The sequence below is a fragment of the Providencia heimbachae ATCC 35613 genome, from assembly GCF_001655055.1.
Lineage (GTDB): Bacteria > Pseudomonadota > Gammaproteobacteria > Enterobacterales > Enterobacteriaceae > Providencia > Providencia heimbachae.
Window position 1 is genome coordinate 87,943 of sequence record NZ_LXEW01000010.1, and the last position, 26,597, is coordinate 114,539.

The window sequence follows — 26,597 nt, forward strand, 5'->3', positions numbered from 1 at the left end:
TTTATTTTATTATTATAAAATCAATAGCTTATTTATTTTTTTGACATCATTTCTTAGAAACACTTCAAGTAAGGTACTCAATTGGCGGTAAAATTCGGTTTCCGCATGGTTATTGAGCTCACGGCAAAATGGAGTGATGAACGCCAGTAAATGCGCTTCCATAAAGTCATTCGATGTGCGTAACAGCGTAAAAAGAGGGTCATTAAATTCGGATTCATTCTCAAAAATTTGAATCGCTCTTTCACTTAAATTCCATAAAAAATCAAGCTCATAACCAATATGATCAGCCGCTTCCACATCGCCTTTCGGTAAATTAAATCCATTTTTTTGATAAAAGGTTTTTACATCGAGAGTACATTGTTGAAATAGCAATTTATCCCGAGAAACATAGGTAGACTCCCAAGGGGCTGCTGGGGGTGAATCAGGACCAATAAATAAACGGGTAAAATCCCAATGTAAATTTTCAAACCCATCAGTTCCTGCTTGCAATTCCCGTGTCTGTAAATCTTGCTTCATCGCGGTAATCGCCCCTTCTATTGCGGGCAATTCCCCATCAACAGGAAAAAGAGACAACCCCTCATCTCGTAGATAAATCAATAATTCAACCGTGGGTTCTTCCATCAACAAACGACGTAATACGTCATACGCAAATTGACGGGCATAAAGGTAATCTAACTCAGGGTTATCGCTGTTCATTTGAACCTCCAGTGATGTCAGTAAGGGAAAAATCAGAAGGCGTCGTTAATTCAATACGAACTTCTTTAATGAGCGGTTCGCCTTTCTCATCGGGTTCAACAATGTGTGAGGTTAATGCAATCGGTAGGTTCGATAAGGACGCTAAAGATGGAATGAATTCAGGATTAAACTGTAAAAAACCATTAATTAATTCTTGATGAAAAGAGTGATTTGCCGTTTGCAGCGCTATTGCTACTTTTTGGCAGTCATCACCAAACACTTTGGCACTTTTGTAAAAATAGTCTTGCGAGGAAAAACAATAATATTCCGAAGTCTCAACAAAAGCATTGCTTTGGTATACTTGCCCTGTGTGCTTATTTTCAAGAGAACAATAATGTACGCCAATCGATAGTTTTTTCTCTAAAGCGAACTTTAAAAGGCGTAAGCACGCAACTTCACTCTCGGCAACCGCTAATCCCCCTGCATACCAATAGTTATAATACACTTCATAAGGTGGATTTTTTAAGCTAAAGCCACGTTCAGCGTAAGCCTGACTATTTGTTAGAGGAAAACAAAACTCCAATAAATTGATACCATCAATACCAATATCATCTAGCTGTAATAGCAATTTTTCCATTTGTGATTCACTACCCGGGATCACAGGCATTTCGACCATAACATGGGGGAAAATTTCTCTTGCTAATGCAATGCGGTGTAATACCTTATCAATTCGCTCTTGGGGGTCATCAATTTTGATACTAAAGCGAATTTCTTGTAATCCGGCAGCGGCTAAAGCCAAAGCGGTGGTTCTATCTAAGGGATCACCTGCGGTATATAGCCGAGTATGAACATGGGGTAATTTTTGTTGAACTGCTTGAAAAAAAGCGATGCTATCTTGGCGAAATAATAACGGTTCGCCTCCCGTAAGGGCAATATGTGTTAAGGGATAACCTTCTTCGGCAATCGCTTCTACTTCCCCCTTAGCATCGCGCATTTCCTGTTGGAAACCATCATAGTTTTCTTGATTTGGATTAAAACAAAAATAACAATCACGATGACATTTTAAGGATAAAAACGTGGTATAACTTCCCTCACCCGTTCGACATTGAATGCAGGCACTTGACAACCATTTGGTATGGATACTTTTACCATTATTAGAAAAAGTTGCCCCTAATACTTTAACGTTTTCATGTAATTCACTAATTTCTTTTTGCTGTGCAAAGGGGGATTCAAAACGTAAACCATATGCCATTATTGCCTGCTGCGTTTGTTGTTCGATATTAAGGTAACGCATGGCATAACGCTTAAATTGTTCATTATTGAGTGCAGCTAAAGTTTTATCTGTAATAGGATAGATCACTGCCGCTCCTTAAACTTGCAGATGTGTAATAGAATAATATATGGCTAAATATAAATGATATGATGCCTATCATTCATAGAAGTAATTCGATATAGATAAATATCGCCAGCATCAATTTTCAGTATATTCACAATTTAATGTAGTCAAACTGTGACCTGTGAAAATTTTGCCATATAATATATTTTGAAATATGACGGGTATATTTTTTTGGTTAAAGGTGGGTATCATACCTTTGATTAATAAGCAGTATAGTGAAGTGTTATATAATGATATTGCTCAGGATCAAAAAACACCTCTTTAATTGCTCTGATTATTTCAACTGTTTAAGTAAAAATTTAATTAATATTTCAATATGTAAAATAGTTTTTCAAAATTATTTAAAATGCAACATAAATAAATCGATGATTAATGAAATGAACAAATTGACATAATGGTTTATGAAAAAATCAATTAATAAAACTACTCAATTTTATCATATATTAGTGTATTAAATGATTATGGTTTTAATGCCAAAATTTATAATTATAATTTAATAGTACAGTAGGTTTATTTCTATAAATATAGTATGCATCCATGCATACTTATCAAAACGATGAATATGACGTTTAATGAAAGGGACTTTCGATAGTATGTTATACCACTAGCTAACTTGGTATAATTTCAATCCAAATTAATTGGCTATCCCGAGTAAGGGGTTTTAGCTCTCCCTCCCCGATGTCAGGTAACCACCATCCTCCGTCTCCAGTCCGCATCAAATTACAATTGCCACCTGATACACTCCATTCACCCGATAACACATAAACCATGCCAGCCTGATTAATGGGCAGTTTTTGTGCTTCAGTCAGAATATTACTTTTCACGATCCAGCGATCCGCACGAAAAATAAAGCTCAGTAAATTAGCAGGAGCCTGTATAACATTAATATTGGCGTATTGACGAGCGGCAATTTGAATTGAATCTCCGGCTTGTTTTAAACGGTACACTCCGCATTTATCATCAGTGATAATATTCAACTCATTATTATCAAGTAGGATAGCTAATCGCTCACCGCCTGAATACTGTTTAAGGAAACTATCCTGTTTAATTGTCGCAATACTTGCTCGCAATGAATAATCGGATGCAACGGGCCAGCAAAAAATTTCTTGGCTGGCACCGCTACCATCACTCCATTCAAAAACAGGCAACTCAGTTGTATTAAAACATTTTATTTTCACATTTCCCCCTGAGTTCTACATGAGTAATATTACCTAATATTTAGACTCTCAGAGTTAATGTTTCAAGGCAATGAATTTACAATGATAATGTGACTAGTCACGCCTCTCGTCGATTAAATAATGACATAAGCGCCCTAACGTTTTCATTGCTTGCTCAACGCGTTCATTCCATGCAAAAGAGGCGTTAAGGCGAAAAGCATGATTGAACTGGTCACTTGTCGAAAACATACTGCCTGGCGCAATACTGATCCCCTCTTTTAATGCAAGTTGATATAAACGTAATGCATTAAACGACGGCTCAAATTCCAACCAAAGAAAATAGCCACCTTTCGGGGTATTCACTTTAACGGACGAGGGTAAATATTTCGCAATGGCTCCCAACATTTGATGTTGGCGCTGTTCCATGGTTTGACGTAATTTACGTAAATGATTGTCGTAACCACCTTGAGTTAAATATTCAGCAATCGCTAACTGTGTCGGTACGCTAGCAGAAACGGTGCTCATCATCTGTAAATGTTGAATTTTTGAGGCATGATGCCCTGCCGCAACCCAGCCAACCCGATAACCCGGCGCTAAGCATTTAGAAAATGAGGAACAATGGAAGAAATTTCCTTTACTATCTAATGCCTTGGCTGGAATTGGCTGTTTATTACCAAAATAAAGCTCACCATATACGTCATCTTCTATCAATGAAATATCACGTTTATTGAGAATATCCACGAGACGTCTTTTATTTGCAGGTGGCATCGTTCCACCCAATGGATTTTGATAGTGAGTCATTAACCAACACGCTTTTATTGGGTATTTATCGACAATATCCTCTAATGCATCAAGGTCAATACCAAATAATGGGTCTGTTTTGATAGCAATAGCTTTAAGTTTTAAGCGTTCAATCGCTTGTAGCGAACCGTAAAACGCGGGGGATTCGATAACAACCCAATCCCCTGGCTGCGTCACCGATTGCAAGCTCAATACGAGAGACTCCATTGCTCCAGCGGTAATAACAATCTCATCAGGGGCGACATGGATACCTTGAGTTGCATAACGCTGCGCGATATTACGTCGTAACTGTTCATTCCCCGGAGGCAAATTCGCCGTTGTATTAAATTTTGCTAATCGACGAGCAACAGATGCAAGGGATTTACCTAATTTAGGCTCATCCAATAATGCAGGTTCTGGAAATGCGGAGCCAAATGCGATAATATCTGGATCCTTACAGGCTTGTAGTACACCAAAAATAGAGGCGTTAATCTCTACATTCTCATTTAAATGTAGCCCTTTTCCCCCTTTTGCTGCAGCAAACGCATTATTTCGATTTGCCACGTAATACCCAGATTGCGGACGCGCTGCGACCCATCCTTGGCTTTCGAGTAATTGGTAAGCTTGCACGACGGTCATTAAACTCAGACCTGATTGTTTAACACTTTCCCTAAGTGAAGGTAATCTATCACCAACTTGCCAGATATTGTCTTCAATTTGCTGACGAATTTGTGCTGCTAACTGTTCATATCTCGTCATAGCCGCCTCAACTGTTATAGTTAATATCTCAATAATTGTTACTATTATAGTTTATCTTCTCATGTTCTACTTATCCACACATTCACCTGACTTTTTTTAACTATAAGCACAAAACATTTTTAGTTGGATTACTAAAACTGAGTAATTTAGCGGAAGCAGTTGCCATTTTAGCTAAGGATCAGCACCTAAGCTGTTGACGTAATAACTTAAAATGTCGCGTGCACATTATCGATACCATTCAGGGGTCAATATGTTTGGACTAAGTGCGCTGGAACTCGCCCGTATACAATTCGCGTTTACGGTCTCGTTCCATATTATCTTCCCAGCCATCACTATTGGGCTTGCTAGTTATTTAGCGGTGCTTCAAGGTTTATGGATTAAAACTCGTGATACAGACTATATAAAACTGTTCCATTTTTGGTCAAAAGTTTTCGCTGTTAATTTCGGAATGGGCGTGGTTTCTGGTTTGGTTATGGCATACCAATTTGGAACTAACTGGAGCTTCTTTTCTGATTTTGCTGGAAGCGTTACCGGACCATTATTAACTTATGAAGTTCTCACCGCCTTCTTCTTAGAGGCAGGTTTCCTCGGTGTCATGCTATTTGGTATGAATCGAGTGGGTGAAAAACTGCATTTCTTTGCAACTTGTATGGTTGCGCTCGGCACAATTATTTCAACCTTTTGGATCCTTGCCTCTAATAGCTTTATGCAAACACCACAAGGGTTCGAAATTGTTGATAATCGGATCGTACCCGTTGATTGGCTGGCGGTTATCTTCAACCCATCCTTCCCTTATCGATTGTTCCACATGACAACGGCCGCTTTCTTAGCCGCAGCCTTTTTCATTGGTGCATCCGCAGCGTGGCATTTACTCAAAGGCAATAAGTCCTCAGCCATGAAGAAAATGTTCTCCATGTCACTGTGGCTTATTCTTGTTTTGGCGCCAGTACAGGCACTTATTGGTGATGCTCATGGGCTTAATACCCTAAAACATCAACCCGCAAAAGTGGCGGCAATGGAAGGTCATTGGGAAAATAAACCGGGTGAAGCCACTCCACTCATTCTTTTCGGTATTCCAAATCAAGAAGCTGAAAAAACCGAGTACGCCATCAAAATACCGTATCTTGCAAGCTTAATTTTAACTCATAGCCTTGATAAACAAGTTCCTGCGTTAAAAGAGTTTGCGCCAGAAGATAGACCTAATGTGTTCATGGTGTTCTGGTCATTCCGCGTCATGGTTGGGCTCGGGTTACTGATGATTGCCGCTGGCGTCTGGAGCCTTTGGCTACGCTATAGAAAAAATCTCTACGAATCAAAAGCATTTTTGCGCTTTATGTTTGTAATGGCGCCATCAGGGCTTATCGCTATTTTAGCCGGATGGTTTACAACCGAAATAGGACGACAACCTTGGACGGTCTACGGATTACAACGAACCGCAGATGCTGTCAGTGCTCATGGCGAAATTCATATGAGTATTAGCTTAATTGCCTTCTTTGTTGTCTACGGGGGGGTTTTTGGTATTGGTTACATGTACATGATGAAATTAATTCGTAAAGGTATCACGGAGGATCAAACTCATGGGAATTGATTTACCTCTCATATGGTTCGTCATTATCGTATTTAGCATGCTGATGTACATTGTCATGGATGGCTTCGATTTAGGTATTGGTATCCTTTATCCTGCTCTAAAAGATAGTCAAGATCGTGATTTAATGATGAATAGTGTTGCCCCCGTTTGGGACGGTAACGAAACATGGTTAGTGCTTGGTGGTGCTGCCCTATTCGGTGCTTTCCCTTTGGCTTATGCCATTGTGTTAGATGCCCTTTCTATTCCACTGACGTTTATGCTGTTAGCCTTGATTTTCCGTGGCGTTGCATTTGAGTTTAGGTTTAGAGCCGATGAATCTCATCGCCGTCATTGGGATCATGCATTTATTTGGGGATCAATTTTTGCAACCTTCATGCAAGGTATTGTCGTCGGTGCATTTATACAAGGCTTTCATGTTGAAAACCGCGTCTATATGGGCGGGTATTTTGACTGGTTCTCTCCATTCCCGCTTTTTTGTGGCTTAGGGCTGGTTGTGGCTTATGCCCTACTCGCTTGTGGTTGGTTGATCATGAAAACCGAGGGACATCTGCGTCACACCATGTATCGTGTTTTACGCCCATTAACCTTACTCATGGTTGCGGTGATAGCAGCTATTAGCCTATGGACACCAATTGTAAACGATGCCATTTATACGCGTTGGTTTTCATTACCTAATCTCTTTTTCTTCTTACCGGTTCCATTATTGGTATTGGGCTGCACTTGGATGATTTTAAAGAGCGCTAAACGTCAACTGCATGACAGTATTCCCTTCTTAGCGGCGCTACTTTTGATTTTCCTTGGTTTCACTGGACTTGGGATCAGTATCTGGCCAAATCTTATTCCACCTGCAATTAGCTTCCGTGATGCAGCAGGGCCACCAGAAAGCTTAGGCTTTATGCTAGTCGGCGCATTATTCATCATTCCTGTTATTTTGGTTTATACCTATTGGAGTTACTATGTCTTCAGAGGAAAAATTACCCCTGACCAAGGCTACCACTGATAGTGTAGCGCTTAATACTGCGCTATCCCCTTGGTTGAAGAAAATAGGCTGGTTGGTCGCCATTTGGTTAGGCAGTGTTTTAGTCCTATTTGCGTTCTCTTCTGTGTTTAAATTATTAATGACAGCCGCAGGAATGAAGGTCAAATAACGCCACTATCTATGCTTGTATCTTTAATGCCGCGTTAGCTTATTAATGCGGCATTTTTTCTTTATCCCTTCCCTGCTATCTGAATTATTTTGGGGTATACCCTATTTATATTCATGCTATGATAATGATAACAGTTACCATATAATAAAATTATCATTAACATAGGAGATCGTCCGTGGCTACAGATAACACCGCTGAAAAAAATATATATCGCCCGGCGCCACCACAGCTCATTCAAGTTAAATCGATTACTGATATCAGTCCCTCTATCCGCTGCATTACCTTCACCGGTGAACGCCTCGCCAATTACCCTCATAATTGTGAAGGCGGGCACCTTAAAATTTTTTTAGCGCCTGATTTAATCAGTAAGCCTGCTCTTCCTGTCTTAACTGAAAAAGGCCGCAGCTGGCCAGAAAATGAGCCGCGTCCCTTTGTCCGCACTTATTCTGTGCGTGCAATCCGCCCTGAGATCAATGAAATTGATATTGAGTTTGCCATGCATGGCGGTGCAAGCGGTCCTGCATATCTGTTCGCCCGTGACGCTAAGCCGGGTAACTGGATGGGCATCACTAATCCTGGCGGCCCTGAACCACTGTTACCGATTAGGCAGCACTATTTTATGGCTGGAGACTCAAGCTCTCTACCTGCTATCGCTGCCCTATTAGAAAAGATGCCCGCACATGCTCAGGGAAAGGTTATTTTGCGCCTTGATAATCAAGAAGATATTCGTAAACTCACTAAACCAGAAGGCATTGAAGTTATCTGGATTTGTGGTGATATAAATAAAACAGCCGAATTAATTAGCACCTTTAAATCGTGGAAAATTCCGAGCAGCGATGCCGCATTTTGGATCGCTGGGGAAGATCAAATCATTCGCGATCTACGTCGTTATATCCGTCGTGAAAAAGAATTTGGCCGTGATGATATTTATGCTATCCCTTATTGGAGACACGGCTATGATGAAGAAGGCTATCATCATCAACGCCATGAAGTGATGGATAACCCCGACGATTAATCATTGATATTACGTTAAACGGCTGAGCCCTTCGGCCGTTTCTTTCCTTTTGTACACCTTCTCAAAATTTAATAGCTTAATATATTTAAATATTTTTATATTTTCTTCCCATTAATTCCCTGTATTTATTCAACTCTGCTGCTAACCCGACTCAAAAAATACTTCCCATAATCCATTTTGTTATGTTATAACATCCTAGTTGATACATAAAACTCAATAAGCATAGGAAAAATAACAGTGCAGAAGAAAACTATTTTGAATACGGCATTAAGTATCACTCTAGCCCTTGCCAGTTTCAGCTTATTCGCCCATGGCTCCCACAGTCATTCTCACCCACAATCGGAAAAAGCCATTCAAGCTTCTAATGGGATCTTTAATGATAATGAGGTGAAAGATAGAAAATTGAGTGACTGGCAAGGCGTTTGGGAATCGATTAACCCACTGTTACTGAATGGAAAGCTTGATGCGGTACTCGAGCATAAAGCCCAGAAAAATAAAGATAAGAGTGTCGACGAATATCGCGAATACTATAAAAAAGGTTATGCCACCGATATTGATATGATCGGCATTGAAAATAATATCATTGAATTTACCCAAAATGGCGTCGTCAATTCTTGTCACTACGCTTATTCAGGATACAAAATTCTTAACTATGCCTCTGGTAAAAAAGGTGTTCGCTACTTATTTGAATGCCAAGATGCGAATTCAAAAGCCCCTAAATATATTCAATTCAGCGACCATATTATTGAACCTCAACCATCGGGACATTTTCATCTCTATATGGGGAACGAATCGCAAGAAAAATTATTAGAGAAATTAGATAATTGGCCAACTTATTATCCTTATTCTCTGACTGACGAACAGATTGTTCACGAAATGCTCTATCATTAATATTAGGATAAAAATATGCCCCTATCCTGAAGTTAGGGGCAGTGATAATGCAATTAATTATTGTAAGCGAGTAAAGCTTTATGGCACAGTTGTGATCTTACACAATCATCAATCGTAAAGTTAATCATCGAGACCATTTCATCACTGCTAAAGCGCTGTAATGCATCAGCTAGGCCTGAACGAACACCTTCGGGTAAATCACACTGGGTCACATCACCATTCACAATCACGGTGACATTCTCACCCAAACGAGTTAAAAACATTTTCATCTGTGTGACAGTCACATTTTGAGCCTCATCTAAAATAACGATCGCATTTTCAAAGGTTCTGCCACGCATATAAGCAAATGGTGAAATTTCAACTTTTGCAATTTCAGGCCGTAAACAATACTGCAAGAATGAGCTACCGAGCCTTTTAGCAAGCACATCATATACAGGTCGAAAATAGGGTGCGAACTTTTCCGACATATCCCCCGGCAAAAAGCCAAGGTCTTCTTCAGCTTGTAAAACAGGCCGAGTGACAATAATTTTATTGATATCCTTATGGATCAACGCATCCGCTGCCAAGGCAGTACTAATATACGTTTTACCACAACCTGCCTCGCCATTGGCGAAGATCAGCTGCTTGTGTTTAATCGAATTAATATAGAGTTTTTGGGCTTCATTACGTGGCAATATTGGCGTTTCATCACGACGTTCTTTTGCCATTCCGATAGGCTCAATGCCTGTCAGTTCAGCAAAAGAGGCGATATTATTCATATCAAACCTACCCGATCGCTCTTTACGTGATGTACGTTTTGTTTCACGACGTTCTTTTGTTGCAGCTTTCTGTCTACTCATAGTATTAACCCTTCCATGTATCAGTGATGTCAATTCAAATGATGAACTATTCAAAACAGAGAGGAGCTCCCTTCAAGCTCTTAGGGTAAAACACAGAATTTTGGCTGAAAATAGTCTGTAGCACCGATAAGAAAAAACCGGTTACCAATCTCATCATGATGATTCCATGATGGAGTGATAACCGGTCTTGTATATTCTTTAATAAACACCTAGTTCCCATTAGTTTCTCCTAACAACGTAATATACGTAAACTAAAGAATCTATGTGACACTATCATGACAAACTGTTTTTATTTAAATTTACATTTAATCGCGCCGACAGTTTGTGTTGTTTATCTATTCTAATAAATAATATAGCGCTAATTGTTTTTTATATGCAACATTTTTTTAACTTTTAATTCACGTGCTATTTTTCGATAACCGCCTTAAAACTTCATTTTAAAAAAGCAGTACAAAACAAAAAACCGTTATTGATTAATAATTAATCGATAACGGTTTAGCATGATTATTGCGCTTTACAGTTGCCTGCTAGTGTATATCCAGCAGATTGCGCTTCAGACTCATTAGAAAACATCACCGCATTTTTACTTGATGTTGTTTTAAAACCAGTGCAATGCGCTAAATGGTATTTTAGCGAATTACGATTCCCTTTTATCTGTGAATTTATTTCAGAGGGTTTGGTTAATTGAGTACTTTTAGCGGATGTAGGTGCTAATTTGCTACTGACCCCTTCCCCACTATTTTTATGGCCAAGCGTCCAATTTCTTTCACCGGTAACGAACGGATTATGGTGCCCCATGACTTTGGCAATACGTTGATCACGTTTTATTTCCCAATCATTAGCGGGGTATTGATTATTCCACGCCATTAATAACTGCTGTTGCTGGCGTGACATCGATAGATTATAGCGATCATGCATATAAAAATAGACCCGAGCCACCTGACCTTTTACTTCATTTCGTGGTTCAAATATTTTTTGTTTGAAATCGACACGACTTCGGCACATACCATATGGGTAGGGTGTATTCGAGGATAATTGCCCAAAGCTGAAGTTACTGCGGTCGCCATTCACTTCACCAATAGAAGGCGCCAAATTGTGCATATCCGCTTCCATTTTTTGGAAAACCGGATCAGAAGAAACACAATTTTTGCGCCCCCCATTTTGCCAGCATTGTCTTTGATGACCAAAAACCCATGCTGGAACAATATGTTCCCACTCAATTCTTTCTGCTCGACTTGCTTGTTTACGCGTTTGATAACCACAAGAGGCTAAATCAACTCGCCCGCCACTTTTGCCAACCCATTCCCACTGACAACCACAATATAAGGTTCCCTCACCTTGTTGGTGTTGATCTAAATATACCTCATTTTTACTTAATGTCTTGGCTTGGGTGAAGGAATTAGGCGCTGCATTTAGCGAAAAAGAAAATAATAACAATATAATAGACAGTACCGAAATTTGGCACTTAAACAGGCTGATTTGTTTCAAAATAACACCATTAATAAGAAAAAAAGCAAACAATTAAAGCAAACACGTAACCACTGCATCTAAAATTTAATTATAGATACATACCAGAGGCACGAAAGTGTATAGCATCAAAGATACTTGCTATAGAGATACACGCTAGTTTAATGAAATATAAGTTTTTTTGATATTAATGTGTGCTTTATTTTGTCTAATTAAATTCGTTATCAGAATATCTCTATATTTAACAAAAACAGTTAGTCACTTTGCTTAGCTAAAATAGTAATATCTTAACCCGCCTATTCCTCATCATCACATAACCCATTTTATAGAAAATTATCAAACACTTGGTCTTTTTCGATATAACCAAAGTCCAGGAAGTGATATACCAATAGATAACGCACCAACAATAAAAGAAGCGGTTAAGAAATTTGTCACTAATGTTTCAACTAACTCAGGGCTATAACCAAAATGTGATATTTTAACTACTGAAATCATTGCCACGTATGCACTTATTCCCGGGAACATAGGAATAACTGCAGCAACAGTGAAAACCTTTGGATGAGCAAGCCACCAGCGAGACCATTGGATCCCAATCATTCCAACTAATATCGCAGATAAAAAGCTCGCCCATTCGATATGTAATCCTAATGTCATCATCACCATACGTGAACCATGACCTATTGCACCCAATAAAGCACAATATTTTAAAGCCCTTATCGGGACATTAAATACCATAGCAAATCCCACGGCGGGGATCGCGGCAAGCACCATATCTTCAATTAATGCCAATAGAAAACTCATGCCCACTCCCTCAAATTCCAGATCACCATCGCCAATACCACGCCAATACAGGTTGCAAGTGTTAATAAACTGGCCATCGCCCAACGTGCCAATCCGGTATTAACGTGACCTTTAAACATATCTGCCACTGCATTAATTAACGGAAAACCCGGGACTAAAAGCAGTACACTCGCTGCCATCGCAATAGATTCTGTCAAAGCAAAATAGGGAATTTTTAATAACAAGCCTGAAACTGAAGTGGCCACAAAAGCCGTGATACAAAAATTGATCAAGGGATTCATTTGATGAGAGGTCAATACCTGCCTAATGTACATGGCACAACCACTCGCAATAAAGGTAATAAAAGCACTGTCCCAACCACCTCCATTAAGTTGACTAAAGCAAGCACAAGATAGCGCGACCATTAATACCATTAGCCATCTTGGATAGCGCAATGGTTTAATCGATGACAGTTTCTTTTTCAATTGCTTATGATCTAGCAAATGATGTTCAGCTAAAATCACCGCATGCTGTACCTCTGTAACAACGTGCATATTGATACCCCTATCAATAATGCGACGTGTCGATGTAAGGCAGCGGCCATCAATAATGGTCGTTAAAACGAGTGAATTCGATGAAATTGCGCTATCAACTTGGCTAGCACCTAAGGCAACCCCTAAGCGTGTTGTCAATTGTTCAACCAGCATGCTTTCTGCTCCATGCTGTAATAACAACAAACCACATTCAATACAAAGCCTTGTAATTTCTCTTTGTAAATCAATAGATTCATCGCCAGTAATCCTAGGCTCGTCCAGTACTTCACCTTTCATCATTCCCCCACTATTTGACGATGTTCAGCTATTCACTTAAACATGGTAACCTCTACTCAACATCATAGAGCTAAATAACAGCTTAGATGATGATCTCTTTCAGGTAAATTAGCGATTCATATGCCTTTATTAAAATTTTTTTGATAAAGTAAACGGCATATACCTAAAATAATTCGAGTTACCGATAAGTAGCAAGTAAAAATAGATAGGAAGCTTAGATAAACTAAGTGACCCCCGCAGTTGAACACCATTAACACTCATGCCGTTTAAAGTATGATGGGTCTATTTTTTATAACTAAAAATACTAGGATTAATATTGAATGAGTAGTCCATTAGCCGCCAAAACCCCTAAAGGCCAGCGTCGTAATAAAGCATTAATCACCGCTGCGGCGGAAATATTTCTTCAATATGGTTTTGAAGGCTCAACACTTGATATGATTATTGAACGCGCAGGTGGTTCACGTTCAACGCTATATAAAAACTTCGGGGATAAAGAAGGCCTATTTGCAGCCGTTATTGCTGACATGATTGACGATATTTTCGCAGAACCTGAGACTGGCGAGCCAACCTTCCATAATATTGAATCTATATTGTCTTTCTATGGTTCACGCTTTTTGCTTAATGTGATTAAACCGCAATCCATTCAACTTTATCGGTTAATTCTCGGTGAATACAACCGCTTTCCCAAAATAAGCCACGCCTTTTTTGAGCAAGGCCCCGTTAAAAGCTACCGTCTTCTTGCACAAAAGTTGGCAAAATTACCTGAAGTCAAGGTTGATGAAAAAACGTTACTCAGTATCTCATCACGATTTTTGGAAATGCTTAAAGCTGATGTATTTATTACCACTTTTTGCGTTGAAGACTTTACGCCTAGCGATGAATTTATCAAACAGCAAATTACACTTTCTGTTGATATCATCGCTAGCTATATTCGTAAAATAAGCAACGCATAATACCATTAAGCAAGCAGTGATTGTGCTCGCTCTTGCGCCATCTTTGTATCAATTTCAAGAAAAACCTCAGGACCATATAACGCAGATAATAATGGCGCTAAGCGTTCCATGTCATCTTTATCACTGCCGTCAGGCTGTAAAGTAATTACCATTGCGCGACAGTATTCAATCATAGGTTCCTTCGCATGTTTTAACCAACGACGAACATATTTTCGCCCTTCCATACCTTCAGCGCTCGGTTTACCTTTCGGTGCCATGGGCGGATAAATTAATGCAAATTGTTCCCTTTTTGCTAATAAAAGATCCATTTCCTCTAACCACAAACGCGTTTCATCCATAGTTTCTGGAAATGAATTAATCGTACAAATAGGCCAATTTTGAACATTAACGATAACTTTATTTAACATGATAAATCCTTGAGTCGAAAAGTGTACCAGACTGTACACTTTAACATTACCTTCAGTCAAGAATGATTATCATTTGTAATTTGCAATATATGCTATTCAATGCGCGGCAGTCTGTATTACCTTTCATATTGGATCCGCACACGCAATATATTTTAAAATATAGCTACAGCAGAACAGAATATTCCCAATATGCTGAAAATCACTGTCAGTAAAAACATTAATAATCTATTGGTGATGCCTTTTTAAATATGGAATGTTATCCTAAATACATGATGACTTCTTAAAGCGAAAATACGATGAAAAAAATACTTCCAATCGCCTGTGGACTATTTGTAGCGGTAGCTGCATTTAATGCCAATGCGGGCAAAACCTGTGACACTTATTTTCAAGAAATGAACCAACTCGTTAAACAAGCTGAAGATCAATACAAGAATGAACCTAATGCAGAAGAGCAAATTTCAATGATGAAATCACAATTGGAAGAAGCGAAAAAAGCGTTAGCCAGTTATCCAGAAGATGCGCAAGAACAAGCCTGTAGCCAAGCGCTGAAAGCCATTGCACAAGCAAAAGACACCGTGGAACAAAAATAATTAGCCCGACTTTGCTTGTCCCATATTGATAAAATACAGCCTGGATCCTCAGGCTGTATTGGCTTTATCTTATCGAACTACCAGCACCGATATTTTGGCGTAAGAGACAATGCCTGAAGCATTTGAACCCAACAAATGGGTAGAAAGACTTGGATTACGAGATCCCACAACAATTAAGTCTGCGCCAACATCCTCGGCTTCTGACAATACTTTATCCCTCGGTGAACCGAATTCAACTTTAAATGAGATTTTATCCGATGGATAATCAATTTTGTCGATAATTTCTTTAAGCTGCTCTTCAGAACGCTCAATCGCCTTTTTAGCAAAAGAAGATAACAGGTCGTAATGATAACTATAACTCATTGAAAATCTTGAAACATCAGGAACGGCATGGAATAAGTGAATGGTTGCATCAGTCATTTTTGCTAAGTAAACTGCATGTTTTAATGCTTTATCTGTCAGTACATCTTCCGATATATCCACGGGAACCAAAATAGTCTTATACATACGATGCCCTCTCAGTAATGTTGTCCCTCTTATCAAACCATCGCATTGTTCATTTTTAGATTTGATAATAAGAGATTCGCGGGTGAATATTTTTAATTTTCTTCACTAAAAGAAGTGACTAAATGACATAAAAACGGCTAGTCTGTCGAGAATTACAATAAAAATCAAATGGACTCTAATTGTCTTCTAGATGCCATTTATGCAATATACGATGAATAAACGGAGTGACAATCAAACCAATGCTAATAATGAAAACACTTTGCAAGAAAAGGCCATAAATCGCGATAAAAAAACGTCCTCCTCGAGTAATCGGTGCGGGTTCTATCGCTTGCCCACTTAACATAGATAAAGCATTAATCATTGACTCCGTTACCGAGTGCCCTTCAATAAAGTAAAAACCAATTATTCCAGGCAACAGACCAAGAAAAAAAACCAATAACGCTAAACAATAAAAACGTAGAACTCTAAGAACAAAATGCTCAATTCGCATTAATTCTTTTGAAAATTTCTCCATAAATAACTCAATAGCGCCTAATCACTAACAAAAAAAACTTATTACATGAAATAAAATGAATATGTAATGTTTTAAATGCTCTAAAAAACGCCTGTATCGGTATCAATACAGGCGCTCTAAATTAATTAACGAACCACAAGAACAGATGTTGCCGCGTAACGAACAATCCCTGCGGCAGTAGAGCCTAGAAGATGTGTCGTAATATTCGGTCGACGAGAACCAATAACAATAATATCTGCATTAATATCTTTCGCAGTATTAATAACTTCATCGCGAGGCGAGCCAAACGTAATGGTATAACTCACATCTTCATGTGGTAAGTCAATTGAATCCATTAGCATTTTCATGTCTTCTTCGGCTTTCACCGTCGCTCTATCTTTTATTTCCATATAACCCAGAGCATAGGCATTAATAATCGCAGAAGAAATGGGCAATACATGGATTAGATGTATTTTCGCACCGGATTGTTTTGCCAAATTAACGGCATGGCGTACAGCCTTGCTTGTTAATTCTTCTTCAGTCAAATCTATAGGGAGCAGAATCGTTTTATACATAACCCCTCCTGATAAAAGTTAAAAATGAATATCAACAAGAAAATTATAAACAATTAGCCATAAATGTCTCTCATTCCAAAAGATAAATGAGATCTCTAGCGATAAATTATTAACTAATGCCTCACTTTGAGGTTTCTCTAGCTATCGAATTAGATTCAATCTATTGTAAATCACTATTCCCTTAACCATGGCGTAACGGTTAATCCGACTAATATTCCCTCTGGGCTTAATAAACGTGTGACTGTTTGCCCCCAGGGTTCCAATCTATTTTCGACCAACAATGAATACCCTTTATCAATAAAGTTTTGAGTACTTCGCGCTAAATTAAAAACCTCAAATTCAATCCAACTCTGCGGAATAGTTATATCTTCAGGCCATATATTATGAGAAAAACAGGATAGTGCCGCTTGATCTAAAGGCCAAAGTGCAAAATGTTTAACGCCACCTAATTGATCTTGCTCGCATGTCAAATAACGGCTATTACCTTCCATTGGCTTCAACGGTAAAGCTAATATATTTAGATAAAATTCACTACTTTGCTGCTGGTTTTGCGTAATGGGTCCAAACCCCGCAACAAATAGCACTTCCGAGTTATCAAGTGAATTTAACATGCAATACCTCATAAATATAAAATATTGAATTTATCAAGATGATAGGCTATTTTTATTTTTTACTACTCAATACTAACTCAACCTAACATCACTTAATTTGTAAAAGCATTTTCTCTATCAGCCTTTGTGCAGAAAGAACCTCTTCCCCACTCACCAATGGCTGAGTGTTATTACTGACTGACTCAATGAAATGACGAATCGCACCATCGAATCCGCGCTGGACGAGTATTGAATCCCAGCTTGAAGGCTGCCTTTCGATAATTCCCTGCTGACTTTCGCTGCGCCAATGATTCATGTTAGTAACTTGATAAATCGTATCTTCTTCTACCGCAATAAGCTGTTCTTGTTGAGAGCCTGCTTTACGGTGCATGGATGTCGTCATCCAACCATTGTTAATTTTTAAATGATGCTCAGCATAGAACAATTCATTATTTTCTGTTGCACTAATACTGCCACTGATCAATTCAGCCTTTTGTCCAGCAAGCCAAAGTACGGTATCAACAACGTGCAAATAATCATCGAGTAAAGTAAAACGTACATCCTTTGGTCCAACACTATCACTACGATGCTTATCCATCCTTAATGAAGAAAGGTTGTTAATATCCTGTTTTAACGCGCAATAAAAAGGAGAAAAACGGCGATTAAAACCGACCATCAACATACATTTATGCTGTATCGCTAAGGTGATAAGTTGCTCTGACTGTTCAATAGTCTCAGTGAGTGGTTTATCAACATAGACATGAATACCGAGCATTAATAGTGATTTTACTATTTCAAAATGACTCGCTGTTGAGCTATGAACAAAAATTGCGTCGCAGTGGCCAGCAAGCCCGTTAATGTCAGTAAACAAACGGATCCGATAACTATCACAAACTTGCTTAGCTTTTGATTGATTAGGTGAAAATGCACCAACTAATTGCCAGTTATCTTCTTTGCAAAGTATAGGTAGATACGCTTTTTGAGCAATGGATCCTAAACCAATAATACCAACGCGTAGTTTTCTCATTTTCACCTGACTTTTACTATTTCTTGAATGGAAAAATATAAATATAGAAAAAATTTAAAATATTTTTTTAAAAAATATCAGCAAAATATAAAAAATAAACCTCAAGCACTTGATTAATAATCAAAATTAAATTCTCATTCGTCTCGATAAAAAAAATAGAAACACAAAAAAAGGGGTTGATTTCTTAAATGAGAATGGTTATCTTTTACTTGGTGAATACTTGAGTAAATTACTCAAGCTTTTCACAAACGACATTGCTCACATTGCTTCCAGTTTAGCAGGCCAACTTTTTAAGTTGGCCTTTTTTTTCGCTTATTCTGAGTGAGTGACTGAGCTTTCATCCCTATTTTAACCACGTATCTCAAGTGGAAATAAATCAACTCTTGCTTATTGCCAGTATGGTATTAAATATGTGCCGCTCTTCAGGCTCAATTAAAAGGCATTTCGCACCTTTTATCTAGCGCGGATCATTTTTTACGTATAGCACTACTAAAGCTCCACGTTTTTAAATGACCAATATATGTCAGTCGATGTGTTGGCTCAAATGTAGGTACATCACCCGTTCTCATGTGCAAAATATCAGCAGGTGTTATCCATGAGGAGTTACCTTCAAATAATGGCATACCTGCATATTTGTATGCATCTAAGACAAACTGTGAACAAAAGAATCCGTTCGCCTGGTCTATATCATCACCCAACTGCACTTTAGCCAGTGTTTTAAGACAAAAATTACGGACGGTCTCACCAATTAATGGTAACTCACAAACTCGCTTAGTGAGCATCCAAGGCGCTATCATGACAATACCTTTATAATTATATTTATTACCGTCATTTTGCGCAGAAAACTCACGCAACTTACTTGCATGCAATGAGGTTAGTCCTGATTGTCTTAACACTACCATATTATTTGACTCACTAATTGCTTGATCCAGTGGAATGATCCTAACCCCACTACCAACTGATTCGGCAACTTCACCTAAACCTAAGTATATTGATGCATGGCTCACGCCACTCACACTAAATAAGCGGATCCCCCAAGAATTGAGTCCTGTTGCAGATGACAATAAAATATCGCCAGGTAGCATATCAGTGACAGCAAGCGTCTCTACAGAGTCTTTTATCGGGATGGTATTAGCTTGCTGAATGCTAAATTTTAAGCGATTTGTTTCTTCGTCTGCTTTAAATTGAGTAGAACAACCCGTTAAGGCAATAAAACAACAGCACAATATCCAATATTGAAATTTCATCCTACATACCTGTTTATTTATATTCTTTGATCCAATTTTGTCATATGGATAATATTATAGCGTCGCTTTAAATATGACTATAGTTTATTTGGTAATAACTTTATCTTATCAAAAAATACGTGCTTTCTATCTAAATCCGAATTGTGATGAGGTGTGCTGATAGGAATAATTGACGGGAGCTAAATTTGTATTTCTACCCATATTACGTTTATATAACCCTCTAGAAATGACTAGAGGGTTAACATTCATTCAACTAGCTAATGACATATTCCGGGTAGAATACAGTGACTGAATGATATGTTTTTTTCTCTGTCGCTTTATTTTTCTGTACCGCAACGATTGCATTACCATGAAGATGCGCTGGTAACTCTGATGCATTTTCCTTCATAATTAATGAAACTCGAATATTATTTTTTGAACGGCTTTGCTTATAAGGCATTCCTAATAATCGACGAGCTTTATTATTACTTACCATTATCGACTCCTTAACTAAAAAATTTAAATTCAAAATTTCGAATATCAAAAAAATAGTCAATACAGACTGTAAGGGCTAAATATTTAAAAAAATAGTGTATCAGATATAAAAATTTAATTCATAACATTTATCCATTAAAAAAATAAAAAGGATACAATGAGATAAAATCAATGTTTAATGAAAATCGATGATGTTAATTTTAAAAGATATTTTTACATTAAGTATAAATAAAACCTAATTAAATTTAGTTAATAAAACATATAAATATATTTAACTATAAAAGCAATAGGAATTAACATGTTAACTCCCATTTAAGGCTATGAATATTAAATAAATCGCACTATATCAATTTATTGTTTCTTCAGGTGTTAAACAGTATTTATTCCATATTAAATTGACTTGCTCTGGTAATAATATTTCAGTACCGCCTTCAATAAATGGGATCGAAATATCCATTCGTCCTTCATCATTGGTGTAAGCTTTGACGATAAAGCGCTTAAAGCCATCAGGTTTATCATTTTTATATCTAAAAACCTCACCACAAACGTAACCAACTTTACCATTATCATTGGTGTATTTTGAAAAATGATAAGCAATATTTTGGAATTTTGCTGCTTGTGGATAAGCGAGGACATCATTAACATTTTTCTTTACCTGTTCGACTAAACTCAGTTGGGAAGGCTTCATATACAGCGCCCCTAATAAAAATGCAGCACCAAAAATAAGTATTGCAATGATGATTTTATATATATTCATTTTTATAGTCGCCATAAAATAGTTATTGATAATAATATATCCTAAGTGTTGATAATAACGCTATAGACACTAAAATCTACTTTTTAAACTCCCCACTGACCAAAAAACAACAAAAAACAACAAAATCAATTTGTTAAATCACAAAAACATTGATTTTATATCTCATTTCTCATCCTATTTTGATTGAATATTAGATGCTTTTTATATCATTATTTATATATTCAAAATAATTTGAGCTACTGGTAGACGATAAACAAAGATAGCTTGAAAGCTAGGATAAACTCGATGATTTGAGTATCTACGCAGCCAGCTCCCTTACAGCGTGAAGTACGAGGAATATATTGACCCTCTATAATATTAGTCAGTATAGTAAAATATTCACGATTATCACTTTGGACCACAACATGAAAACAATAGGATTAATTGGAGGGATGAGTTGGGAGTCAACCCAACTCTACTATCAACAAATTAATGAAGGTATAAAAAAATACTTGGGAGGCTTACATTCAGCAAGAATCATTTTATATAGCGTTGATTTTGCAGAAATTGAACAATTTCAGTCTAATGACCAATGGGATCTCGCCGCAAAGTATTTAGTAAATGCAGGTATAAGTATCAAATTAGCGGGGGCTGATTTTTTAGTTTTATGCACAAATACTATGCATAAAGTCGCAGATGAAATTGAGTCTCAAACACAGCTTCCTTTACTACACATAGCCGATGCAACCGGTGAGAAAATAGTCAACACTGGGTTTAAAAAAGTGGGTCTACTTGGTACTGCCTTCACGATGGAACAGCCGTTTTACAAAGAACGACTCTCCGATAAATTTGGTTTAACTGTAATAACCCCTAATGCGGAAGATAGAAAAATTATCCATAACGTTATATATCAGGAACTGTGTTTAGGGCACATAAACGAAAATTCAAAAAAAGAATATAAAAGGATAATGACTAATCTCGTTCAACAAGGTGCTGAAGGCATCATTCTTGGTTGTACAGAGATAACATTACTCGTCGGTGAAAGAGATACTTCTGTTCATATATTCGACACAACCGCTATCCATGCTCAAAAAGCTGTAGAGATAGCATTAAACATCTAGTCGTTTATACGTAGGTATCATTTTTAACATAAGCACCTGTGATTTAAATATTGCGTGTTCAATAGATTTTTAAATTACATTTTTCGATGCTCACTATACATACTACATTATTTATATTTAGTGTTTTTTAGGTAAAAGTATTTGTTTGAATAATAATTTTTATTATAATAAAAATCTAAAGTTACTCATTATAATAATTTATTACACTGTTTTAAACACATTAGAATTGTAAATTGATACTTTATAACATCAATTAACATTTGGTTGCTCAAAAGATGAATTTACAGACTTTTACCCATTGAATCTAAATTTGTATATATGATAATTCCTTTTTTATTTCAATACTAGAAGTTGACACTATGAACGACGAAAAAAAATTAAGTAATGAGACTCTGGGTAAGTTTATCAAAGCGGCAAGACTCTCTCTCAATATAACAAGCACTGAAATGGCTAAAAAAGCATCCATTTCGGAAAGTATCTACTCCAAATATGAAGACGGCACTCTCTCAATTTATATCGACCATCTTGTTGTTTTCGCTAACATATTAAATATTGATTTAAAAACTTGTTTCGATGTATATATATCCCCAGAAAAATATAACTCATAATATAAATTTACTTTTGTATATTATGTATAACAAGTTTAACAACCGAGAATCACCTGCTGTTAATATAGAAATAGCCTCCATATACTAGTAGTAAGCATTACAATTAGAGAGGCAATCGAACTCACTCGATACATATTATATAATGAAGATCAAATGGTTATAGCTTATCATTATTTAGCAACATTCTTATATGTCATCAAAATCAGACTTTAAGCTTAGAATTGCGTATATAAATAGACAAATTGGTAACTATCCGTACAATCGTTGAATCTAAGTAAACATACACGAGTGGAGGCTATATGGTTTTATCTAAAGCAGAAAGAAAACCCTTCTAATAAATTTTTTTTATTATTAGAAGGGATTAAAAAATGAATTATATTAAATTTGATATCGAAACATGGCAACGCAAAGAGCATTTTCAACTATTTGATGCTCAACTTAATTGTGGTTTTAGTTTAACCACAAAATTAGATATAACAGTTTTAAAAAAACGCATAGATTCAAGTGACTATGCATTTTATCCGACCCTTATCTATCTACTATCTAAAATTGTAAATTCATACCCTGAATTTCGTTTTGCCAAAAAAGAAGGGGAACTGATCCTATGGGATGTTGTTAGCCCTAGTTTTACGTTGTTTCATCAGAATACAGAAACATTTTCTTCTCTATGGAGTGAGTACTCCGATGATATAAGCACCTTCATGGCAAACTATAATCAGCAAATGTCACTTTTTAAAGACAACCTAAGCTTATCTCCACAACCTAAGCAAATAGAGAATATTTTCTATATTTCCTCATTACCGTGGGTCGTATTTGATAGCTTTAATCTCAACATAGCTGATATCACAAAAAACTTTGCACCTATTTTTACAATGGGTCAGTTTCATTATGAGCAAGATAAAATTGTCTTACCACTTGCCGTTCAAGTTCACCATGCGGTATGCGACGGGTTTCATGTTGGCCGCCTTATCAACCAATTACAAAAACTTTGTGATGAAATAACGTTTTAGATAAAGGGGGAATTGAGAAGTGAGCCTCGATTCCCCTTTTTGGCTATTAAAGGTTTTATTTCATTGAAATTAAAGCAATAAAAATAATATCACCGATCACACCACTTTGAAAAATAGACTCAATAGGCGTAATCACCATTTTTATGGTACTCGCCAAGGTATAAGATAAAATATCAATAGGATTTATTGCAAGCATAGGTTCTCCTTTATCTTAGAGGATAAGCAGTAACATAAATAAACTCAACAGTACAAACCATCACGATGATTAACCCATTGATATTAATGTTGATATAAGCAATTTCAAATAAAAAATAATGCTATATCACCCTCTTTTAAGTAACGGGTATCGGAACCCCCTAAGCTTCTGGTATTATGTCCCTCTTTTTCGATGTATTGCGGAAAATATTTTTTAACCTTTATTCATTAGTTTATTCGCTCTAATTGCTCATAACGAAAGATATTTATCTATGAGTTCGATGATAGAGAAAAGTCATGAGTAGTGATGAATAAAGTTAAAATTAAATTATTATCAGCAAGTTAAACAATAAACAGTAACGATACCTAATAGATGAACGCTCAAAAAGAACAATACAACTTAAATAAGCTGCAAAAAAGAATACGCCGCGATGTAGGACAAGCGATTGCTGATTTCAATATGATTGAAGATGGCGACCGTATCATGGTTTGCCTATCTGGCGGAAAGGATAGTTATACCTTGCTGTCTATCCTACAAAGCTTACAAAAAAGTGCACCAATCACTTTTTCGCTTATTGCAGTGAATTTAGATCAGAAGCAACCTGGTTTCCCTGAGCATATTTTGCCTGAATACCTGAACCAATTAGGTGTCGAATACAAAATTGTTGAAGAGAATACTTACAGTATTGTAAAAGAAATTATTCCTGAAGGAAAAACGACCTGCTCTCTATGCTCTCGTTTGCGCCGTGGTATTTTATACCGTACAGCAACGGAGCTTGGCGCAACTAAAATTGCATTAGGCCACCATCGTGATGATATTTTACAAACAATGTTTTTAAATATGTTTTATGGCGGCAAACTCAAAGCTATGCCACCAAAATTAATGAGTGATGATGGTAAGCATATTGTTATTCGCCCTCTCGCTTATTGTCGCGAAAAAGATATTGAACGCTTTGCCGAAGCCAAAGAGTTTCCGATAATCCCTTGTAATCTTTGTGGTTCACAACCAAATTTACAACGTCAAGTTATTAAAGAAATGCTCCGTGATTGGGATAAGCGCTATCCTGGCCGGATAGAAACGATGTTTCGTGCAACCCAGAATGTTGTACCATCACATCTCTGTGATATTAATCTGTTTGATTTTAAAAACATTTCACATGGTGATGATATCATTAATGGTGGTGACCTTGCCTTTGATCGCGAGGAATTTCCAGCACAAAGCTTAATAGATGAAGATGACATACCCGATTTCAATACCCAAAGGCTCGATATAATCGAAGTTAAATAATTTTATCTATTCATATAGTTCATGCAGTTACACCTAAATATATGCCTCCAGTTGGGGGCTATAAACGCATAAACAAAACTGTCACCATTCTGGATTCAAACACAAATTTTTAGAAAAAAAAAGCCGATGTTAATTAACATCGGCATTACAGTGGTCAATTATTCTGTATAAGAACTCAATATGAGAAAAACTACAATTATGGAGCACAACGTTCATCGCTCAACGTTGCATTCACCTGCGGGACTAATAGTGCCTTAAAACTCTATTAGTTTTATTGATTTATCTCAAACTAGTTCCCGTTATAGTAAATAACTCATCTATTTTAGAGCCAGCGACTTTTTCTTAGCCACCAAAATACGGTTCCAATCAAACACGCCAGTAAAATACAAAATGCACTAAACCCAAACCTAAATTCATTTCCGGGGATACCACCTAAATTAACGCCAAATAGCCCAGTTAAAAAAGTGGTCGGTAAAAATATCATCGCCATAAGTGACATGGTATAAATTCGCCGATTCATCATTTCTGTCATCATGTTAGTAATTTCATCTGACATAATTGCCGTTCTGGAAATAAATCCATCTAAATCTTCAATACAGCGACCTAACCTATCTGATATTTCTTGTAATCGTCGCCTGTCAGTATCATCAAGCCATAACAATTTCTCTGCAGTTAATCGCGATAGCATATCCCTTTGAGGAGCCATGTAGCGGCGAACCACAATAATTTGTTTTCTAAGAAGTGCTAATTCACCTCTTTCAGGAATTTCACCATGTAAGATATAATCCTCGAGGTCAATTAAGCGCTCATGCAAAGAATCCGTGAAATCACTTATTTCATCCGTGATCGCATCAGTCACCTCAACCAGCCAATCACCTGTACTTTGTGCACCAACACCTTCTTTTAAATCATTAATAACACTGTCTAGTGAATTAACTTTACGATGGCGGCTAGAAATAATAATGCGACTATTAATAAAAACACGAAATGCGACTAATTGCTCAGGTCGTTGCCCCTCATTGGTATTTAAGGTCTGTAATGTTAATAAAACACCATCCCCAACACGAATAATACGCCAGCGTCCTGAATGACCTGAAAGTGCTGATTTAACTTGATCGTTAAATAAATCTGATTGTTGGATCCACTGGAAACTATCTTGGTTTTTATAATCATAGTGCAACCAAAATGGAGATTGTTGCGAAGCGCTTGCATTCACATCAATGGGAAGTAATCCACCATCGCCAATTAATTGAAACGCATGTACCGGATTTGAATTTTGAAATAGCGAGCCGTAAACCAACGCCATGCAGTTATCCCCGTTTATTAACAATAAGTTATTATTAGTAGAATAAAAGAAAGATTGCAATAACTTCAAGAAAAGGTTTGATATAAAACGCAATACTGCATTCTAAAGATAATAGCAAAACGTAACCCTACAGTGAGCCACCAGT

At 37.2% G+C, this 26,597-nt stretch carries 30 protein-coding genes; 11 read left to right on the forward strand and 19 right to left on the reverse strand.

Going from position 1 to position 26,597, the window contains the following annotated elements:
- Positions 1–12: 12 nt before the first annotated feature.
- The 4 genes from M998_RS02230 to M998_RS02245 all read right to left on the reverse strand — a co-directional run bounded on the left by M998_RS02230 (position 13) and on the right by M998_RS02245 (position 4,767).
- On the reverse strand, positions 13–696 hold the full coding sequence (locus M998_RS02230; protein WP_068907322.1) for a TorD/DmsD family molecular chaperone: 684 nt from the start codon (positions 694–696) through the stop codon (positions 13–15).
- Positions 683–2,035: a radical SAM protein gene (locus M998_RS02235; RefSeq protein WP_068907324.1), complete on the reverse strand. Its 1,353-nt coding sequence runs from the start codon at positions 2,033–2,035 to the stop codon at positions 683–685. The genes M998_RS02230 and M998_RS02235 overlap by 14 nt, the downstream gene beginning before the upstream one ends.
- A 644-nt stretch (positions 2,036–2,679) precedes the next feature.
- The gene (locus M998_RS02240) at positions 2,680–3,249 is read right to left on the reverse strand and encodes a HutD/Ves family protein (protein ID WP_068907326.1); all 570 of its coding nucleotides are present in this window, start codon (positions 3,247–3,249) and stop codon (positions 2,680–2,682) included.
- Between the two features lie 93 nt (positions 3,250–3,342).
- Positions 3,343–4,767, reverse strand: coding sequence for an aminotransferase-like domain-containing protein (locus M998_RS02245; protein WP_068907327.1), 1,425 nt, complete (start codon positions 4,765–4,767; stop codon positions 3,343–3,345).
- Positions 4,768–5,017: 250 nt separating this feature from the next.
- Between M998_RS02245 and M998_RS02250 the strand changes: the two genes are divergently transcribed.
- The 5 genes from M998_RS02250 (at position 5,018) to zinT (ending at position 9,409) form a co-directional block, all read left to right on the forward strand.
- Complete coding sequence (locus M998_RS02250; RefSeq protein WP_068907329.1) at positions 5,018–6,355, forward strand: cytochrome ubiquinol oxidase subunit I; 1,338 nt, start codon at positions 5,018–5,020, stop codon at positions 6,353–6,355.
- Positions 6,345–7,355 (forward strand): cytochrome d ubiquinol oxidase subunit II, encoded by a 1,011-nt coding sequence (gene cydB / locus M998_RS02255; protein WP_068907331.1) that lies wholly within the window; start codon positions 6,345–6,347, stop codon positions 7,353–7,355. The genes M998_RS02250 and cydB overlap by 11 nt, the downstream gene beginning before the upstream one ends.
- Positions 7,356–7,389: 34 nt before the next feature.
- Positions 7,390–7,503 (forward strand): DUF2474 domain-containing protein, encoded by a 114-nt coding sequence (locus M998_RS19770; protein ID WP_232007560.1) that lies wholly within the window; start codon positions 7,390–7,392, stop codon positions 7,501–7,503.
- Positions 7,504–7,678: 175 nt separating this feature from the next.
- Positions 7,679–8,518 (forward strand): siderophore-interacting protein, encoded by an 840-nt coding sequence (locus M998_RS02260; RefSeq protein WP_068907333.1) that lies wholly within the window; start codon positions 7,679–7,681, stop codon positions 8,516–8,518.
- Between the two features lie 237 nt (positions 8,519–8,755).
- Entirely contained in the window at positions 8,756–9,409 is a 654-nt protein-coding gene (gene zinT, locus M998_RS02265; RefSeq protein ID WP_068907334.1) for a metal-binding protein ZinT, read from the forward strand.
- A gap of 53 nt (positions 9,410–9,462) precedes the next feature.
- Here the strand turns inward: zinT and phoH are convergent, their stop codons facing one another.
- From phoH to M998_RS02285, 4 genes are all read right to left on the reverse strand, one after another.
- On the reverse strand, positions 9,463–10,248 hold the full coding sequence (gene phoH / locus M998_RS02270) for a phosphate starvation-inducible protein PhoH (RefSeq protein WP_068443327.1): 786 nt from the start codon (positions 10,246–10,248) through the stop codon (positions 9,463–9,465).
- Positions 10,249–10,752: 504 nt separating this feature from the next.
- Positions 10,753–11,736 (reverse strand): endonuclease, encoded by a 984-nt coding sequence (locus M998_RS02275; RefSeq protein ID WP_082787547.1) that lies wholly within the window; start codon positions 11,734–11,736, stop codon positions 10,753–10,755.
- A 315-nt stretch (positions 11,737–12,051) separates the two neighbouring features.
- A complete protein-coding gene (locus tag M998_RS02280; RefSeq protein WP_068443324.1) occupies positions 12,052–12,516 on the reverse strand; it encodes a threonine/serine exporter in 465 nt (154 codons plus the stop codon).
- A complete protein-coding gene (locus M998_RS02285; RefSeq protein ID WP_111750953.1) occupies positions 12,513–13,325 on the reverse strand; it encodes a threonine/serine exporter family protein in 813 nt (270 codons plus the stop codon). The genes M998_RS02280 and M998_RS02285 overlap by 4 nt, the downstream gene beginning before the upstream one ends.
- A gap of 320 nt (positions 13,326–13,645) precedes the next feature.
- Between M998_RS02285 and M998_RS02290 the strand changes: the two genes are divergently transcribed.
- Positions 13,646–14,278, forward strand: a complete 633-nt coding sequence (locus M998_RS02290; protein WP_068443317.1) for a TetR/AcrR family transcriptional regulator — start codon at positions 13,646–13,648, stop codon at positions 14,276–14,278.
- A 5-nt stretch (positions 14,279–14,283) separates the two neighbouring features.
- Here M998_RS02290 and M998_RS02295 read toward each other — a convergent pair whose 3' ends face one another.
- A complete protein-coding gene (locus M998_RS02295) occupies positions 14,284–14,685 on the reverse strand; it encodes a hypothetical protein (protein ID WP_068907336.1) in 402 nt (133 codons plus the stop codon).
- Between the two features lie 296 nt (positions 14,686–14,981).
- On the opposite strand from M998_RS02295, the gene M998_RS02300 reads away from it, so the two are divergent.
- Positions 14,982–15,275 carry a DUF5339 family protein gene (locus M998_RS02300; protein ID WP_068443310.1) on the forward strand — a complete coding sequence of 98 codons (294 nt, stop codon included), beginning with the start codon at positions 14,982–14,984 and terminating at the stop codon, positions 15,273–15,275.
- A 69-nt stretch (positions 15,276–15,344) separates the two neighbouring features.
- Here M998_RS02300 and M998_RS02305 read toward each other — a convergent pair whose 3' ends face one another.
- From M998_RS02305 to M998_RS02340, 8 genes are all read right to left on the reverse strand, one after another.
- On the reverse strand, positions 15,345–15,782 hold the full coding sequence (locus M998_RS02305) for a universal stress protein (RefSeq protein WP_068443308.1): 438 nt from the start codon (positions 15,780–15,782) through the stop codon (positions 15,345–15,347).
- 175 nt (positions 15,783–15,957) lie between these two features.
- Positions 15,958–16,296, reverse strand: a complete 339-nt coding sequence (locus tag M998_RS02310; RefSeq protein ID WP_068443305.1) for a hypothetical protein — start codon at positions 16,294–16,296, stop codon at positions 15,958–15,960.
- Between the two features lie 125 nt (positions 16,297–16,421).
- Positions 16,422–16,850 carry a universal stress protein gene (locus tag M998_RS02315; protein WP_068443302.1) on the reverse strand — a complete coding sequence of 143 codons (429 nt, stop codon included), beginning with the start codon at positions 16,848–16,850 and terminating at the stop codon, positions 16,422–16,424.
- 173 nt (positions 16,851–17,023) lie between these two features.
- On the reverse strand, positions 17,024–17,461 hold the full coding sequence (locus tag M998_RS02320; RefSeq protein WP_068443299.1) for a VOC family protein: 438 nt from the start codon (positions 17,459–17,461) through the stop codon (positions 17,024–17,026).
- Between the two features lie 88 nt (positions 17,462–17,549).
- On the reverse strand, positions 17,550–18,467 hold the full coding sequence (locus tag M998_RS02325; RefSeq protein WP_068443298.1) for a Gfo/Idh/MocA family protein: 918 nt from the start codon (positions 18,465–18,467) through the stop codon (positions 17,550–17,552).
- A 467-nt stretch (positions 18,468–18,934) separates the two neighbouring features.
- On the reverse strand, positions 18,935–19,714 hold the full coding sequence (locus M998_RS02330; protein WP_068907338.1) for a YaeF family permuted papain-like enzyme: 780 nt from the start codon (positions 19,712–19,714) through the stop codon (positions 18,935–18,937).
- Positions 19,715–19,967: 253 nt separating this feature from the next.
- On the reverse strand, positions 19,968–20,189 hold the full coding sequence (gene sra, locus M998_RS02335) for a stationary-phase-induced ribosome-associated protein (protein ID WP_068907340.1): 222 nt from the start codon (positions 20,187–20,189) through the stop codon (positions 19,968–19,970).
- 345 nt (positions 20,190–20,534) lie between these two features.
- Positions 20,535–20,945 (reverse strand): hypothetical protein, encoded by a 411-nt coding sequence (locus M998_RS02340; protein ID WP_068443290.1) that lies wholly within the window; start codon positions 20,943–20,945, stop codon positions 20,535–20,537.
- Between the two features lie 404 nt (positions 20,946–21,349).
- On the opposite strand from M998_RS02340, the gene M998_RS02345 reads away from it, so the two are divergent.
- The 3 genes from M998_RS02345 to catA all read left to right on the forward strand — a co-directional run bounded on the left by M998_RS02345 (position 21,350) and on the right by catA (position 23,663).
- Positions 21,350–22,045, forward strand: coding sequence for an aspartate/glutamate racemase family protein (locus M998_RS02345; protein ID WP_068907342.1), 696 nt, complete (start codon positions 21,350–21,352; stop codon positions 22,043–22,045).
- Between the two features lie 359 nt (positions 22,046–22,404).
- On the forward strand, positions 22,405–22,653 hold the full coding sequence (locus M998_RS02350) for a helix-turn-helix domain-containing protein (protein ID WP_068907344.1): 249 nt from the start codon (positions 22,405–22,407) through the stop codon (positions 22,651–22,653).
- Between the two features lie 368 nt (positions 22,654–23,021).
- Positions 23,022–23,663 carry a type A chloramphenicol O-acetyltransferase gene (gene catA, locus M998_RS02355; protein ID WP_068907345.1) on the forward strand — a complete coding sequence of 214 codons (642 nt, stop codon included), beginning with the start codon at positions 23,022–23,024 and terminating at the stop codon, positions 23,661–23,663.
- A 55-nt stretch (positions 23,664–23,718) separates the two neighbouring features.
- Here catA and M998_RS19505 read toward each other — a convergent pair whose 3' ends face one another.
- Positions 23,719–23,859, reverse strand: coding sequence for a hypothetical protein (locus M998_RS19505; RefSeq protein ID WP_156474108.1), 141 nt, complete (start codon positions 23,857–23,859; stop codon positions 23,719–23,721).
- 372 nt (positions 23,860–24,231) lie between these two features.
- Here M998_RS19505 and ttcA point away from each other — a divergent pair, with 372 nt between their 5' ends.
- On the forward strand, positions 24,232–25,146 hold the full coding sequence (gene ttcA, locus M998_RS02360) for a tRNA 2-thiocytidine(32) synthetase TtcA (protein ID WP_068907347.1): 915 nt from the start codon (positions 24,232–24,234) through the stop codon (positions 25,144–25,146).
- A 322-nt stretch (positions 25,147–25,468) separates the two neighbouring features.
- Here the strand turns inward: ttcA and zntB are convergent, their stop codons facing one another.
- Positions 25,469–26,452, reverse strand: a complete 984-nt coding sequence (zntB, locus tag M998_RS02365) for a zinc transporter ZntB (RefSeq protein ID WP_068443278.1) — start codon at positions 26,450–26,452, stop codon at positions 25,469–25,471.
- Positions 26,453–26,597 lie beyond the last annotated feature (145 nt).